General features: G+C 40.2%; 11 protein-coding genes. 7 read left to right on the forward strand and 4 right to left on the reverse strand.

All coding sequences use genetic code 11. The annotated features are described in order from the left end of the window. Positions 1 to 238 precede the first annotated feature (238 nt). Positions 239 to 4,489 (forward strand): ATP-dependent RNA helicase HrpA, encoded by a 4,251-nt coding sequence (gene hrpA / locus G561_RS0104965; protein WP_227674035.1) that lies wholly within the window; start codon positions 239 to 241, stop codon positions 4,487 to 4,489. 131 nt (positions 4,490 to 4,620) lie between these two features. Here the strand turns inward: hrpA and G561_RS13995 are convergent, their stop codons facing one another. Beyond that, a complete protein-coding gene (locus G561_RS13995) occupies positions 4,621 to 5,178 on the reverse strand; it encodes a type 2 periplasmic-binding domain-containing protein (protein ID WP_115342968.1) in 558 nt (185 codons plus the stop codon). Next, positions 5,115 to 5,570, reverse strand: coding sequence for a LysR family transcriptional regulator (locus G561_RS14000; protein WP_037031693.1), 456 nt, complete (start codon positions 5,568 to 5,570; stop codon positions 5,115 to 5,117). The genes G561_RS13995 and G561_RS14000 overlap by 64 nt, the downstream gene beginning before the upstream one ends. 203 nt (positions 5,571 to 5,773) lie before the next feature. Between G561_RS14000 and G561_RS0104975 the strand changes: the two genes are divergently transcribed. The 5 genes from G561_RS0104975 (at position 5,774) to G561_RS0105000 (ending at position 10,567) form a co-directional block, all read left to right on the forward strand. Further along, a complete protein-coding gene (locus G561_RS0104975; protein ID WP_037031695.1) occupies positions 5,774 to 6,145 on the forward strand; it encodes a carboxymuconolactone decarboxylase family protein in 372 nt (123 codons plus the stop codon). Between the two features lie 60 nt (positions 6,146 to 6,205). After that, the gene (locus tag G561_RS0104980; RefSeq protein ID WP_028858568.1) at positions 6,206 to 7,198 is read left to right on the forward strand and encodes an aldo/keto reductase; all 993 of its coding nucleotides are present in this window, start codon (positions 6,206 to 6,208) and stop codon (positions 7,196 to 7,198) included. Between the two features lie 336 nt (positions 7,199 to 7,534). Next, positions 7,535 to 8,203: an MreC domain-containing protein gene (locus G561_RS14005; RefSeq protein WP_037031697.1), complete on the forward strand. Its 669-nt coding sequence runs from the start codon at positions 7,535 to 7,537 to the stop codon at positions 8,201 to 8,203. A 322-nt stretch (positions 8,204 to 8,525) separates the two neighbouring features. Beyond that, a complete protein-coding gene (locus G561_RS0104990) occupies positions 8,526 to 9,209 on the forward strand; it encodes a hypothetical protein (protein ID WP_028858569.1) in 684 nt (227 codons plus the stop codon). A gap of 452 nt (positions 9,210 to 9,661) precedes the next feature. Continuing rightward, a complete protein-coding gene (locus tag G561_RS0105000) occupies positions 9,662 to 10,567 on the forward strand; it encodes an alpha-glutamyl/putrescinyl thymine pyrophosphorylase clade 3 protein (protein WP_028858570.1) in 906 nt (301 codons plus the stop codon). Positions 10,568 to 10,659: 92 nt separating this feature from the next. Here G561_RS0105000 and G561_RS0105005 read toward each other — a convergent pair whose 3' ends face one another. Continuing rightward, positions 10,660 to 11,997, reverse strand: coding sequence for an RICIN domain-containing protein (locus G561_RS0105005; RefSeq protein WP_028858571.1), 1,338 nt, complete (start codon positions 11,995 to 11,997; stop codon positions 10,660 to 10,662). 230 nt (positions 11,998 to 12,227) lie between these two features. Then, a complete protein-coding gene (locus G561_RS0105010) occupies positions 12,228 to 13,592 on the reverse strand; it encodes a cation:dicarboxylate symporter family transporter (protein ID WP_028858572.1) in 1,365 nt (454 codons plus the stop codon). Between the two features lie 253 nt (positions 13,593 to 13,845). On the opposite strand from G561_RS0105010, the gene trpB reads away from it, so the two are divergent. After that, entirely contained in the window at positions 13,846 to 15,066 is a 1,221-nt protein-coding gene (gene trpB, locus G561_RS0105015; protein WP_028858573.1) for a tryptophan synthase subunit beta, read from the forward strand. Positions 15,067 to 15,385: the final 319 nt, after the last annotated feature.

Here is a 15,385-nt window from a genome sequence, read left to right on the forward strand (position 1 = left end):
GCAGGGTCACTTATTTCGCTATAATAAATAGCCTAAGCTAGAATTCGTGGCCCTTATTGGTTAGTCTCTCATCAAATTCCTATTAAAATCCTGATTGAACGGGTTTTTGTCTTTGATGACAATGCTGACTGTGGTTACGGCAGTTAGAGCCCACTTAATTTATAATACCCCTTATTTATAATATTCCTTATTTATAATATTCCTTAACTATAATATCGCTAATAAAGCCAAAATATATATGACAAAAGACAGTAATGACATTCATACAGCATCCGAAGTTGCTGTCAATGCCTCCAATGATCTGCAAACGGCAAAACAAATCGGCGAGTTGCCAGTATTGGCCAAGGACCGTCATTTTTTAAGCCGGTTACAACGTGAGCTAAGCCGTCCTGCAAAAAACACCAATCCCAAAGCTTTGGCGGAAAAACAAGCTACCTTTGACAAAATTAAGTCACGATCGCAGCAAGCGGTTCAAGAGCGCGTTGAAAGTATTCCTGCTAATTTGGCAGAAACGTTAAATGAAGAATTGCCAGTCAGTAAACGTAGCGAAGATATTATTGAAGCGATTCGTGACCATCAGGTTATTATTGTGGCGGGTGAAACTGGATCGGGTAAAACCACGCAACTACCGAAGCTTGCAATGTTGGCGGGGCGTGGTATTACCGGTCAAATTGGTCACACTCAGCCTAGACGATTGGCAGCACGAAGTGTGGCAAACCGTATTGCTGAAGAATTAGGTGAGCCACTAGGGGAGACGGTCAGCTTTAAGATCCGCTTTAATGAGCAGGGTACGGCGAAGTCTGTGGTCAAGTTGATGACCGATGGTATTTTGCTAGCGGAGCTGGGACATGATCGATTTTTAACCCGTTATGATACAATCATTATCGATGAAGCGCATGAGCGTAGTCTAAATATTGACTTTATCATGGGCTACCTAAAGCAGCTGCTACCTAAGCGTCCAGATTTAAAGGTTATCATTACCTCGGCAACCCTAGATACCGGCCGATTCAGTGAGTATTTTGCCCAGTATGATAAAGCCAAAAAGCGTATGGTGCCTGCACCGGTTATCGATGTAGAGGGTCGAGGTTATCCAGTTGAGGTTCGATATCGTCCTTTAACAGATACACCGGTGTCCAGTTCTGATGATGACAGCTTTGATGATTTTGAAGACAATTTACCACGTGCTTTAGTAGCAGCGGTAGAAGAGTGCTTTGAAGATGCTACTGCCAAAGGTCACCCTGAGCATGCAGATATCTTAGTATTTGCCGCAACTGAGGCTGAAATTAGAGAGATGCAAGAGGTATTGATTGCGCATGGGCCACGTCATACCGAAGTGTTGCCTCTGTTTGCGCGTCAGACTTATGCTGAACAGCAGCGAATTTTTCAGCCCTCAGGTCGTGGCAGACGTATTGTTATTGCCACTAACGTTGCAGAGACGGCGCTAACCGTTCCTGGTATCCGCTATGTAATTGACCTAGGTTTTGCCCGTATTTCACGCTATTCCTACCGCTCACGGGTGCAGCGTTTACCCATTGAAGCCATTTCGCAAGCGGCGGCCAACCAACGTAAAGGCCGTTGTGGTCGTGTTGCTCCTGGTGTTTGTATTCGACTATATTCAGAAGAAGATTTTGAAAGTCGTCCAGAATACACTGAGCCTGAGATTCTACGTACTAACTTAGCGTCTGTTATCTTGCAAATGGCGAGCCTCCGCCTGGGCACGGTTGAGAACTTTGACTTTATTGAGCCGCCAGATAGCCGTTTGGTGAAAGATGGGCGTAAATTACTTGATGAGCTAGGGGCAATTACACCCAAAAACCCGGACAGTAATAAGCCACTATCGAAACAAACTTTAAACGAAGTTAAACTGACCCGTATTGGTCAAAAAATGGCACGTATGCCGATTGACCCAAGGCTGGCACGTATGTTGGTGGCCGGTAGCGACTTTGATTGTATGCTAGAGATGCTGATTATCGTTGCAGCTTTGGCCGTGCAAGATCCCCGTGAGCGTCCTGCAGAAAAGCGGGCTCAAGCGGACCAAAAACACGCCATCTTCCGCCAAGAAGACTCGGATTTTTTATTTTATTTAAGTTTGTGGAACGCCTTATATGGTGGTGGTAGCAATAAACTGAGTAACAGTCAGCGCAAGTCATTTGCTAAAAAACATTACTTGAGCTTCCCTCGCTTACGTGAGTGGGAGAAGACCTACCGTCAGCTTGAGCAGATGGTCACTGATCTTAAGTTATTGACCGACTCTGGTACCGAGCGTAAAAACAAACCTGAATCACAAAACGGCAAAAATAAAGGTAAAGCCAATCAAGCCGTTAAAGTGGCTAAAAGTGTTGCCAGTGATCTAATTGTTGATAAAGATAATGGCGAAATTGATCAGGAGCAGCGTGCGGTTAAGTATGCCAATCTTCACCGTGCCTTGTTGACCGGGCTGTTATCGGTTATTGCTCATAAGACCGATCAACGCGGGGAGTACTTAGCTGCTCGTCAGCAAAAAGCGAAGATTTTCCCAGCCAGTACGGTCTTTAAACAGTCACCACCTTGGGTGATGGCATTTGAGATAGTAGAGACGTCGCAAGTATTTATGCGTACTGTGGCTAAGATTGAGCCAGAGTGGATTGTGTCTGCAGGTGGTGATTTACTGAAATATCACTACTTCGAGCCACATTGGTCGAAGAAGACAGGGCGCGTCCGTGCCTATGCTCAAATCAGTTTATTTGGGCTAATTGTCGTTGCTAAGCAGCTGACTAACTATGAGCAGATTAACTTAGAAGAGTCACGTGAAATATTTCTCCGTGATGGTCTGGTCACTGGTAATCTAGGTCGCCAAGCACCATTTTTACAGCACAACATGGAGAAAATCGCTGACGTAGAGCGTATTGAAGACAAGCTGCGTCGCCGGGATTTGTTGGTCGATGAAGAAGACCTGTATCAGTTTTATGAGCGTAAAATCCCTGAGCATATTGCCAGTCGTAAAGCCTTTGAAGACTGGCGAGCGGAAGTTGAAAAAGAAGACCCTAAGTTCTTGTTCTTCACCGATGAAGATGTACTGAAAGAAGCGGCACCAACCACAGGCGAGTTCCCTGAAGTATGGCAGCTAGGCGACTTAAAGCTGCCACTTAAGTATGTCTTTGACCCTGCCAGTGAAGATGATGGAGTGACTATCCGTGTACCACTAGCGGCTTTACCGCAGTTAGACTCTGTTGAGCTATTATGGGGCGTACCTGGGTGGCGTTATGAGTTGGTATTACAGCTATTAAAGTCATTACCAAAAGACATTCGTCGTAAGATTGTGCCCATTCCAGATACTGCCGATAGCCTTTATGATGAGCTACAAAAAAACCATCAAGTTGGCCTGCTAAAACAGCTGTGTCAGTCCTTACATCGCCGTGGTGTGACTGGGGTTGAGCCTAGTGACTTTAATCCTGCAGCGATTGATCGCTATCTACAGCCACAAATCTGTGTGGTTGATGACAAAAAGCGGGTTATCGAAAAAGGGCGTGATTTAAAGGCTTTACAACAGCGCCACGCCAGTGAGACCAGTCAAGCAGTCTCGACAGGCAGTGATTCGCAAGGGGTGCATACACACTTCCCTGAGCATTTTAGATTTAGCAAAAATCGTCACAGTGCGGGTATTGTGATGAAGGAGTTCTCTGCTTTGGTCGCGGATGAAGCAGGTGAGGCAGTTACCATTCACCAGTTTACCGATGTCACTGCAGCACTTAAAGCGCACCGTAAAGGGGTGTTGACTCTTATTAAGCTGCAATTGGGTGCCAAGCAAAAACAGCTTACCAGTCAAATAGACAAAGCTTTCAAGCTTGCTTTTGCCCCACTGGGTGATATGGAGAAGCTGAAAACCATCATTGTAGATGCGACTCTTGATGCCTCATTAGAAGTCCATGCACCGAAGTTTAAAGACCACAATGAAGAGTTGTCAGATAATGCTGATGATGTCGCCTATAGGCTCGTCAAGCAGTTACCGTTAGATGATACTGAGTTTGAACAAACCTCAAAAGCTGTGCTCGGTCAGTTCTTGCTCGAAGGTCAGACTGTCCTTAAGTTGCTAAAAGAGGTTTATACGCGTTGGCAACGTATTCGCCGTAGCATGTTGATGTTGGATCGTGAAATATTTGGCGAGTCTATTGATGATATTGAGGATCAGCTTGACGATCTGCATTTATCAGACTTCGTTTATCGCATGGATTATGAGCACTGGCAGCAGTATCCTCGCTATCTTGAAGCGTTAGAGATTCGTCTTGAGCGTCTGGAACACAACCTTGACGGTGACCTTGATGCAGTATACGAGCTTGATGTGCATATGGAGCGCTTGGCAGGACGAGCCGATGACGAGACCATCAGTGACTATCGCTGGCTGGTTGAGGAGTTTCGTATTCAGCTGTTTGCTCAGCCGATGAAGACCCGTCAAGCGGTGTCGCAGAAGCGCCTTAATAACATGTGGGAGAAGGTGAATGCACGGCGATAGATAAGCAGACAAATAATATTTTTGAAGGGTAGGCTAATGAAAGTTAGTCTACCTTTAACTTTATTTGCTGTTTGATTTAGGTTGTATGTGAGCAAGTTTAATAAAATTTTGAATACATTATATGGTAGAGCTTAAAATATAGCCCCCAACCATTCAGCCACCACTCTGACTCTTGCTGAACGGCGAATGTCTGGGTGCATTACCAAATATAAGGGCTTTGAATGAATTAAAGGAATAGCTTTCTCAACCCCTTTATCTTTACTGAATAAATCATCATTAATAAAGTTATTGTCGGTTAGATAATCCTTTTCTGCATTCTCAATATCGTTTGCAGTCATTATAGTTTTGGTTATAGGGTTAACCGGTAACAAGTCTGAGTCTTTATTAGCTAAGAAAAAGGGGAGTACAGCAATACCCAACTTTTCACACACACTGCTATAAGTCACATAAAAGTCATTGCTACTTAGCACTATATGATAGTCATGCTCATTTACCAGTCTATTTGTCCAGTTCATTATCCTTTGATTGGCTTGAAACTCAATCAATTGCCATAGATTGGTAGGTGTACTCTCAAAATATTCTTTATGGGCAAAAAAGCCATAACGTATATGTGCTAGTGTCCGAATCAATAAGTCTTCTTCAGTAGGGCGTTGCAAGCGTAGGGCAATATCAGCTTCTTTCCTATGCAAGTCCTGATATGTAGATCGCCTCGAAGATGTATCACAATATCAGGATACTGCTGACGAAAGGCAGGTAATGCTTTGATTAATAGTTCATTTGCTAATACCGGCGGTGCTGATACCACCACTTTACCTTGCATGGTGTTCTGATTAATTGCCATGCGTTCGAAGGTTAACATCTCTTTTTGTATTTCTATAGCTTGAACATAAAGCTGCTCTCCCTCTTGCGTCAAGCTATAGCGTTTACCCAAACGATTAAATAGCTTCAAGGATAGTGATTTTTCAAGACGCGCAATTCTCCGAGATACCGTACTGTGTTGAACGTCTAATTTTTCAGCACAAGCGGTTAAAGTTTGTTGTTGTACCAACAAAATAAAATATGACAAATCATCCCAGTCCATTGTTCAATTTTCCTTTTTTCTGTCTTCTTTTTATTAATCTCTAATAATGAGCAATTTTATAGGTCGAAAGGCCTAGTATTACTAACTATCAAAGTTATTGTGCATTATTGCACAGTAACTACTTTTTTGTCGTCTGTTATGTCCATGATGCATGCAATAAACTGCTGTAAGTTGTTAAGACAATATTAATAAGGTAGGAAGTTATGACAAACAGTGCGATAACTGAACATGGCAAATATATTATGAACCAGTTACAAGAGGGTATGGCCGATAGGGTGACTAACAGTCTAGCAGAGCTAGATCCTGATTTACCTGCTTTAATTACTGATTATGCATTTGGATCGGTAATTGGACGACCCGGACTGGACTTAAAATCTCGTGAAATGATTACTGTCGCTTCCCTGATTACCTTAGGTCATGCACAACCACAGCTCAAATTACATATGCGTGCTGCATTAAACGTGGGTGTAACCCCGTCAGAGTTGCTAGAGATAGTTATTCAAATGGCGGTATACGCAGGCGTGCCAGCCTGTATGAATGCATTAAGTAGTTATAGAGAAGTTATAAAGGAATAAGCCCCAATCTAACTAAATTATCTAACTAAATTAAAATTGCCATGAAAAAATGGGACTATTATGCAACAGCGACTACTGCAACAAATCAATCTGCCAGTTTCAGCGATTGGGCTTGGCTGTATGGGTATGAGTGAATTTTATGGAGCGAGTGACGACAGTCAATCTTTACTGCTGTTAGATAAAGCATTTGAAATAGGTGTTAATTTTTTTGACACAGCGGATACCTATGGCTTAGGTCATAATGAAACATTACTAGGGCAATTTTTAGCCAGTCATAAATCCAATCGCCAAAAGATAGTGATAGCGACTAAGTTTGGTATTGTCCGTAATAAAGGAGAGTACGAGCGTCGACTAGATAATAGTCCTGAATACATTCAGCAGGCTTGTAATGACTCACTAAAGCGATTAGGTACTGAATATATTGATCTGTATTATTGTCATCGCCGTGATCATGGAACCCCTATTGAGGATATGATGCATAGTTTGAGTGATTTGGTCGCTAAAGGTAAAGTTCGGGGAATAGGGCTATCTGAAGTTAATAGTGAAACTTTGCGTCAAGCACATGCCATTCACCCTATCACTGCAGTACAGAGTGAATATTCGTTATGGTCACGTGAACCTGAAGAAGGTCTGCTTGAAACTTGCTTAGAGCTAGGCATTAACTTTGTGGCCTATAGTCCTCTTGGACGTTCGTTTCTTACAGGGAATTTAAATACTGCAAACTTAGAGGAAGGCGACTTTCGTCAGGCATTACCCAGATTGCAGGGTGAAGCTATTATCCAAAATCAAAAAATAGTTGATCAATTCAGTCAGTTGGCCCAAGCGTGGGGCTATAGCAATGCTCAGCTTTGTCTTGCCTGGATGTTAAATAAGTATCCTCATATAATTCCTATTGCTGGAACTCGGCGTGAAAAATATCTTATCGAAAACGCTAAAGCTACCGATGTTAAACTGACAACGAAACAAATTAAAACATTGGATAGTCTTTTTGATCCACAAAATATTGCAGGCGAGCGTTATCCTGATGCAGGGTGGGGCGGTATTGAGAGTTAGAAACTTATAGCATTAAATTAAAATCTTAAATTATGGTAGTAATACAAGCCTTTAGACTTAATACAAACTAAAACGCCGGCCATTTATTGTTGCATGAGGTTCAATGGCAAAATGAGTAGCTATTATCCAAAAAGTATGTTGAGTGGAGGGTAACGCCATACGACCAAGCTTTTAATGATGGAAAACCTGTAAACACCCAATTTTTAACACAAAATCATCGTGGATTAATTAAGCCACCTGTTTGTATTCAGCAGGTGTCATATTATTAACTGAATCAAGGGGTGTTTTGGTGTTACAAACCTCAATCAAATAGATAGAGATAAACGGACGGCGAGGATGAAATTTATAAAAAACAATTTAGTCGTATTTTTTGCAGGCTTATTTACAATTATAATGTTAATTATGGGTGCCTTCTATGCACACCTACATTATTCAGAAGTCAATGGTATGGCCGATATAGGCGCTTTTTTATCAGGTATCTTTGCACCCATAGCTTGGGTCTGGTTTTTAGCCAGTTATGCTATTCAAAGTAGCGAGTTAAAGTTACAGCGCAAGGAACTTACCCTCCAACGTCAGGCACTAGAAACTCAAGTTGAAGAATTAAAACATTCCGTACAAGCTCAGCAAGGGTCGGAGGTAGCACTAAAAGAACAGTCTGAAGCCTTAAAAAAGCAGTTAGACATAACAGCTAAGCAGTTTCAATATTACTTAGAAGAAAAAGGGGCTAAACAGCCACTATTTGAGGTTATAGACTATCAACTCTTTATTAAGGAAGAGGGCCGCTATGACCCTATAAAAGATCAATATCTGACTACAAAAGAGCTACCTGACTTTTTCCGTGTCATCTTGGCAAACCACAAGGCGGACTGTATTGTTAAATCCGTTCAAGTTTTACAATCTGATTCAGACCTTTCTATCAATACTTATCCTAAACTTGAACTTAGAGGTGGTACTTATACAGATTCATTCGTGAAAAAAGTGAATGAAAAAACAGAATATATATAACTTTTAAGTTGATAGACCTCAGTGACAAAAAGAAAAGCCCAGCCGAATACAAGCAACTAATTATTAAAAAACTTGAATGGGCAATATTCATAGTTAACTATTCATATGCGGATACTTCTTCAAATGATGTATATGAGTTTTATTTAGATGAAGGAGAACCGAAGACAAGGCTCTTAGAAGGGGATTAAACCCATTTATAAACTTTTATAAACACTTTCAACGATACATCACTACCATTACCGCATCTACACATCAAAGGCGCTTAAATCGCAAGTTTAAGCGCCTTCGTTTATAATAAAACATATTATAGAAGGGATAGATTATGAGTGATTTCTGGCAACAGCTTTTAGGTACGCTTGCAGGCAATACATTATTAATTGGATTAGCAGGTTTTATCGGTAAAGTTTATATTGAACGTATTGCCCGTAAAGACCAAGCTTCCATAGACACTCAAGCACGTGAACATACAACTGAACTTGAAAAGCGCATTAAACTTCTAGAGCAAGATCATGAAAAGCTATTAGCTAAGAATGAACATTTTCATCGAATTTCGCAGGAAACCTACCAACGATTGTTTGAGATGAAAGTTAAGACTTACAAAGAGCTTATTGGTCTTAAGTTAGATTATGAAACCCCAGTAGCTTATGATATTTATCAAATCGATTTCAAAGGGGTTGATAACAGGGACTTTCTAATTTTCAAAAAATTTCAAAAAATTATATCTCACATAGATAATAATGCTTTATACATAACACCAAGCCTTCTTCAAGAAGTTAATAGTTTTAAATCTGAAATAGTAAATAAAATATACGATTTAGAAGATGAAATAAAAGTTAATAGTGAATTTGCATCTGATCAAAAGGACATACGAAATTTAGAAATATATGAAGCAAAAGAATATTCAAAAATTTATAAAGAGACGAAAAATGCAAGACTTAAAGTAATTCAGCAAATTGACTCTGATATTTTAAATATCAGCCACTATATACATGGAGATACTTTGTAGTTTAATGATTAAAACTATCAACCAGACATTCTCCAACCATCTCTAAAATGACCGATGTATCATCCTTACCACTACCCAAATAAAGACAAGCAGGAATATGACACCATAGGTGAGGAAAATTAGCCTGACTACTACCGAAATGCATCATAGCCACAGTTGCCATTGACTTTGCAATCCTATAAAGATATTTATCTAGATTAAGTTCATTATTAATAACATTCTTCAAACTGGTTAATCATTCATCAATATAGGGTTGGCTTGCACATGCCATTCTATCAATATTAGTGTCAGTATAATCTAAGCTTTATGACATTTCGTTTTTAGTGGTTTTTCTTAGTGTTTATTTAATAAAAGAAAAATTATCAATGGTTTATATAAGTTGCCGGTTGTTAAACACAACAATGAACTATATCTAAAACTTAATACAATATAAAAGCTGAGACTTACCTCATATGGAATCTACAAGTACTAGTGATCCTTCAATCCAAACTGCCGATGATATACGCCGTTATCTACAGTCAAACAACCTGAATGATAATTTACCCGCTATTACCTATGAAGTACTTGCGTTACAGCTTATTGATAGTATTGAACAGGAAGCTGCCATTAAAGCCCTTCTAGAAAGTAATATAAGGGAGCAGTGTTGTGATCCTAAGTCAGAAGAATTTAATCCAATAAAAGCCATTATTTATCTTAAAGATAAAGATTATGATGAGGCTTGTTGGCTAAGTTTTTTATTGATATATACCAATGATAGTGAACAAACTGATTGGGCATTTATGCGAAAGCTATATGGGGGAGTAGGTTTAAACTTAAACACAGCATTGACTTGGCAACAAGTCAATAAATCTTTTGATCAGCGTACGGCGCTATTAGAGCAACTGTCCTCGAGTTTAGCGCTTAGTGATCCGAAACCAAAATTTGGTCATCATCGTGCTTATGAATCGTTAAGCCATTTGCCCATAACGTTTAGCAGTTACATTGATTTTATTAATAAGCAGGGTGGCCACCAAGCATTGTTTTGCCCTGAGCCGCCAACCATAGATAAGACAACGTATTTTCAGACTTTATATGCTTTAATCCGCAAAAATGTTTATCGCTTTGGACGCTTGTCTACTTTTGAGTATTTATGCTTGTTAGGAAAAATGGGGTTAGCAGATGTAGAGCCCGACAGCTGCTACATTGCTGAAGCTAGCGGACCTAAGCGTGGTGCTAAGCTGTTATTTGGTATGTTAGACGATGCTAAGCTCGATGATCATGCCATTGGTCTAGCAGATTATCTCAATGTGGGTTATCAAGAATTGGAAGCGGCGATATGTCACTGGCAAAAGTCCCCTGATCGTTATATTCAACATTAAAAGTATCATATGTAGAAGAGGGAAGGCCCCAACTAGTGATAATTTGGCTTTTTTTATCAGGGATGTGTTTGATTGTCATATAACACGATTGCTCAATAGGGACGCAGTACAAAAAATTGTTCCAATGAGTCGTTGCACGGGGTGATAATAAGTCTTTGTAAACCCTTATTATCGATAACAGACATACAGTTCAAAGTGGGTGAATGGTGTGCAGCGCTTTTGGTTAGGTTTTTTTGCCATAAGGGCATGAGCTGGTATTGTTGAGAACCTACAGGTTTTAAAGAGAAAAGTTGGCCAGAATAGTTGCCACATTTTGTTAAATGTAGACTTTGATCATCTCTACCACCGTTGATAACGTCTATACATTTATAGTCATAGTCATTGGATTGCATACTTCTTATGTGGTATCTATTGGAACTTCCATACTGACTATCCGCTTTTGGAATCAATTGCCAAAGCTGACTATTGTCTGTGGATGCAGGTTTCAAAGTTAAAAGACCATTGTTGGTAATATCAACAGCTCTTTGATCCGCAGAACTGATGATTTGATAGGCTTGAGAAGGTTTGTGAATCGAATTAAGAGGAGTGGGTAGGTGGGTTAGATTCAGATTTATCCCCTCAAAGAAAAGTATTCGATTGGGTATGGCAGTTAGCACCTTGTCTTTAAGTTTACCTGCCCGTTCTTTTTTGTATTTTACTGCGTAATAGGCAATAAAGCTTTCGGCAATGTCTTCAAAATCATTGGTCTTGGCGTAGTAAGAAATATAGTCATTATCTTTAGATTGCGCTTGTTTCCAAAGTCCATAAAAAGGGTTTTCTTTTTTAAACAGCATAGTATTAAAGTAGTTGTGAGTCGCTTCATGGAATAATGCCTCTTCAATCGAACCTTTCTCTATGTGTTCAGCGCCTCGTTTCTCAAAGATAATGATATTATTATTTCCGCCCATTAGGCCATTATAGTAATTATGAATGGTTATCGTATGAGTGGCTTTTCTCAGATCAGGGGGTATATATCCCAATTGTTCAGCATAGATAGAACCTACTAAAAAAGCCTGTTGCCATGAGCGTTTGCCATCGTCATAGCTTACCTGTACCTCAATCTTAGGGCCAAACTCATAGCTTGCTTCAAAAATATAAAACTTAGCCTGTAGCCACTTTTTTTCTTTTATCTCATAATATCTTCTAGTCTGGATATTTGGACTAGAGTTACTCTTTAGGATAGAGGGGTATTTGGCACGCCAGTCACTATTGGTATATTCGGGGATGTAGAGTTCTTTAAAGTCGTTGCTATCTGAGGCAATAATAATATCGGAGCCTAGGGCATATACTGTACCGCCAGAGCCATCAGGATTGCCAAAAGCAGCAGCCTCAGCTAGGTTAGTTATACTTACCAACAATAAGCCACTTAATATAAGTCTATTAAGGTCCATCTTATGCTCTGTATTAAGTTTCAAAATAAATAAAGGGTTAGCATCAAGTTTTATTATAGAGCTTTAAATTATTGGCTGTTATTGTGAAATGTAATAGATAAAAAGAGGATTAAGAGTTAGGATTGATTTGAGCCAGAGTTAACGACAAAACTTACTAAGTAATAAAAAGCCCCATAAGTCATAACTTAAAGGGCTTTTTCATTACTAGGGTTTGGTTTTGATGGATTGAATTAGTTAAGCTGGGTCGAAGTATTATCAAAGCTTTCGGGAGGAACTTTATCCCCTAAGATTTTATTACCCACCACACCAGAGGTAATAGAACCACTTACGTTAACTAACGTGCGCATCATATCAATTAGAGGCTCGATAGAGATTAATAACCCTGCCAGCTCTAACGGCATGCCTAAGGTGGATAATACGATAATCGCGGCAAAAGTTGCCCCACCACCAACGCCTGCCACCCCAAATGAAGCAATCATAGCCACCCCAACTACTGAGGCGATAAAGCCGATAGACCACGGGTCGATACCCATAGTTGGGGCAATCATCATCGCTAACATAGCAGGGTAGACGCCTGCACAGCCATTTTGTCCAATGGTTGAACCAAATGAGGCTGAGAAGTTAGCGATAGGTTTGGCAATACCTAATTTATTTACCTGAGCATCGATACTTAATGGAATGGTCGCTGCTGAACTGCGTGAAGTAAAGGCAAAAGTTAATACTGGAGCAATCTTCTTAAAGTGCTCAATAGGCGATCTGCCAGTTAGCATAATAATAAAGGCGTGGACAATTAGCATGATAAATAAGGCCACATAGGACGCCACTAAGAACTTCGCCAACTGCCAAATAGCATCTGCATCTGTGGTGACGATAACTTTAATCATTAACGCCAAGATACCGTATGGGGTTAAGCGAATAATGAAGCGCACTAAAGCCATAATCCAAGTTTGTAGCACATCAATAGCACGAATAATAATAGCCCCTTTTTCTGGGTCATTTTTATTAACAGCCAGAGCTGAAATTCCCATCAAGCTGGCGACTACTACAGCCGAAATCATGGAGGTACTGGCAAGCTCAGCAAAAGTGCCCCCCATACTGGTTGGAATAAAGCTTAATATCAGACCTGGAATAGTGAGGTCAGCGACATCACCACTACGCTCAATAATATTTTGACCACGCGCAATTTCCATTTCACCAGCGACAATTGAGCTGGCATCTAGATGAAATAGATTGGCAATAATAGCGCCATCTAAAGCCGCAATACCGGTTGTGATAAGTAGGGTGCTGATAATCCAAAAGCTCATTGAGCCAATCATGGAAGCTTTCTCAAGGCGGGCAATAGCTGCCAGTATCGATATGAATACTAGTGGCATAGCAATCATTTTTAATAGATTTACATAGCCATTGCCAACGATATTCACCCAAGGTAAGAAGCTTTCAGTATCGACATTTAAGGCAGATAAGATAAGCCCGTAGACCACCCCCAATAATAGCCCCAAAAATACACTACGACTCAGTGAATCGCTCTGACGGTGATATCGCCATAATCCGTATAGCAAAGCTATAAATATGACTACTAGCAATAGTAATAGCATGAGAAACTCCGCGCAGAAAGAAAACGTACTATTATCCTGATTTTTGCTAAAAGGTCTAACAGTTAATCCTCAACTAGTTATTCCTATTGGTTATAAGCAAAGTTACATTAAGTTGGTTTTCAAGAGGTTAGGTCGATTTAATAAATGAGCTTGTTTATAACTTAAGTGCTTGACCGTATAAAAAAGTTATTTTAGAATCTGTATCATTGTACTAGAACGCAAAAACAAATCTATTGAAGACAGGGTGCAGCTAATGATTGAAATTAAAAATAGTTACGGGTTACATGCCTCAACTCTACCTAACAAAGAGGGCTTATTTGGTGAGTTTGGCGGAAAAATTACTCATCCCGAATTGGCCAAAGCTTTGGATGAGCTTGAAGCGGGTTTTCACGAAATTATCAAAGAAGATGATTTTATTGCTGAAATGAAACGACTGCGCGAGACCTATGTCGGTCGACCCAGTCCTATTTATCATGCTAAGCGTCTGTCAGAGCATTGCGGCGGTGCTCAGATTTATCTTAAACGTGAAGACTTAAACCATACTGGGGCACATAAAATAAATCACTGCTTGGGCGAAGTGCTTCTGGCAAAAAAACTAGGTAAGAAAAAGGTTATTGCAGAAACTGGGGCAGGACAGCACGGGGTAGCACTAGCGACAGCAGCGGCTTTAATGGGCTTAGAATGTGAAATACATATGGGGGTTGTAGATATAAAAAAAGAACACCCTAATGTCAGTCGCATGAAAATCTTGGGTGCGAAACTGGTTCCTGTATCACAAGGGGCAGGCACGCTAAAAGAAGCCGTTGACAGTGCTTTTGATGCCTACTTAAATGATATTGAAAATAGTATGTTTGCTATTGGCTCTGTGGTAGGTCCAGCGCCTTATCCTGAGATGGTGGGTTATTTTCAGTCGGTCATTGGTCATGAAGCACGGGAGCAATTTTTAAAAGCAACGGGTAAATTACCAAATAAAGTAGTGGCTTGTGTTGGCGGTGGCTCAAATGCGATGGGTATGTTCAGTGGCTTTATGACTGATGCTGACGTTGAAAAGATTGGCGTAGAGCCAGCAGGTGAGGGCCTAGATACCCCAAACCATGCGGCGACTATGAGTAAAGGGGTGAAAGGTGAAATTCAGGGTTTCAAGTGTTATGTTCTACTAGATGAAAAAGGCGAGCCTGCCCAAGTTCACTCGATTGCATCTGGCCTAGACTATCCTGGAGTAGGCCCTCAGCACTCGCATTTGCGTGACAGTAATTTAGCCACTTATGAGGCCGTGACTGACAAAGAGTGTCTAGATGCGTTTATGGCATTGTCGCGATTAGAAGGCATTATTCCAGCCTTAGAATCTTCTCATGCTGTGGCCTATGCGATGAAGATTGCCAAAGATATGCCTGAGAATGAGGCCATTTTAGTGAATTTATCGGGTCGCGGAGATAAGGATATTGACTTTGTTTTAGACAAAGTGACGCTTTAATCTTCTCGATAACGAAAATTAGCGATAATTCGCTTAGCAAGTGATAGATTTTATAGCCTACCAGCAATACTGGTGGGCTATTTTAGTTAATGCTGTTTAGTTGGTTATTTCAGACGCAAATATTAGACGCAAAAAATTGTAGGAAAGTAGGGGTAAAGAATTTATAACACTCAAAATTAGGAATAATTCGCTAAAACAGGCATAATATATAGCTTGAGTTTTTTAATTTATAACTTGGGTTATTTAATTCATAAATAATTATGACTCTGTGCACCATTATGCAAGATATTGATGCAACATATTGAGTTAGACGTATTAG

The sequence above is a fragment of the Psychrobacter phenylpyruvicus DSM 7000 = NBRC 102152 genome, assembly GCF_000685805.1.
GTDB classification, from domain to species: domain Bacteria; phylum Pseudomonadota; class Gammaproteobacteria; order Pseudomonadales; family Moraxellaceae; genus Psychrobacter; species Psychrobacter phenylpyruvicus.

Excerpts from the sequence above, each read along its gene's own strand:
- hrpA (WP_227674035.1), top strand. The coding sequence starts at position 239 with ATGACAAAAGACAGTAATGACATTCATACAGCATCCGAAGTTGCTGTC.
- G561_RS14000 (WP_037031693.1), bottom strand. The coding sequence starts at position 5,570 with ATGGACTGGGATGATTTGTCATATTTTATTTTGTTGGTACAACAACAA.
- G561_RS0104975 (WP_037031695.1), top strand. The coding sequence starts at position 5,774 with ATGACAAACAGTGCGATAACTGAACATGGCAAATATATTATGAACCAG.
- G561_RS0104980 (WP_028858568.1), top strand. The coding sequence starts at position 6,206 with ATGCAACAGCGACTACTGCAACAAATCAATCTGCCAGTTTCAGCGATT.
- G561_RS14005 (WP_037031697.1), top strand. The coding sequence starts at position 7,535 with ATGAAATTTATAAAAAACAATTTAGTCGTATTTTTTGCAGGCTTATTT.
- G561_RS0104990 (WP_028858569.1), top strand. The coding sequence starts at position 8,526 with ATGAGTGATTTCTGGCAACAGCTTTTAGGTACGCTTGCAGGCAATACA.
- G561_RS0105000 (WP_028858570.1), top strand. The coding sequence starts at position 9,662 with ATGGAATCTACAAGTACTAGTGATCCTTCAATCCAAACTGCCGATGAT.
- G561_RS0105005 (WP_028858571.1), bottom strand. The coding sequence starts at position 11,997 with ATGGACCTTAATAGACTTATATTAAGTGGCTTATTGTTGGTAAGTATA.
- G561_RS0105010 (WP_028858572.1), bottom strand. The coding sequence starts at position 13,592 with ATGCTATTACTATTGCTAGTAGTCATATTTATAGCTTTGCTATACGGA.
- trpB (WP_028858573.1), top strand. The coding sequence starts at position 13,846 with ATGATTGAAATTAAAAATAGTTACGGGTTACATGCCTCAACTCTACCT.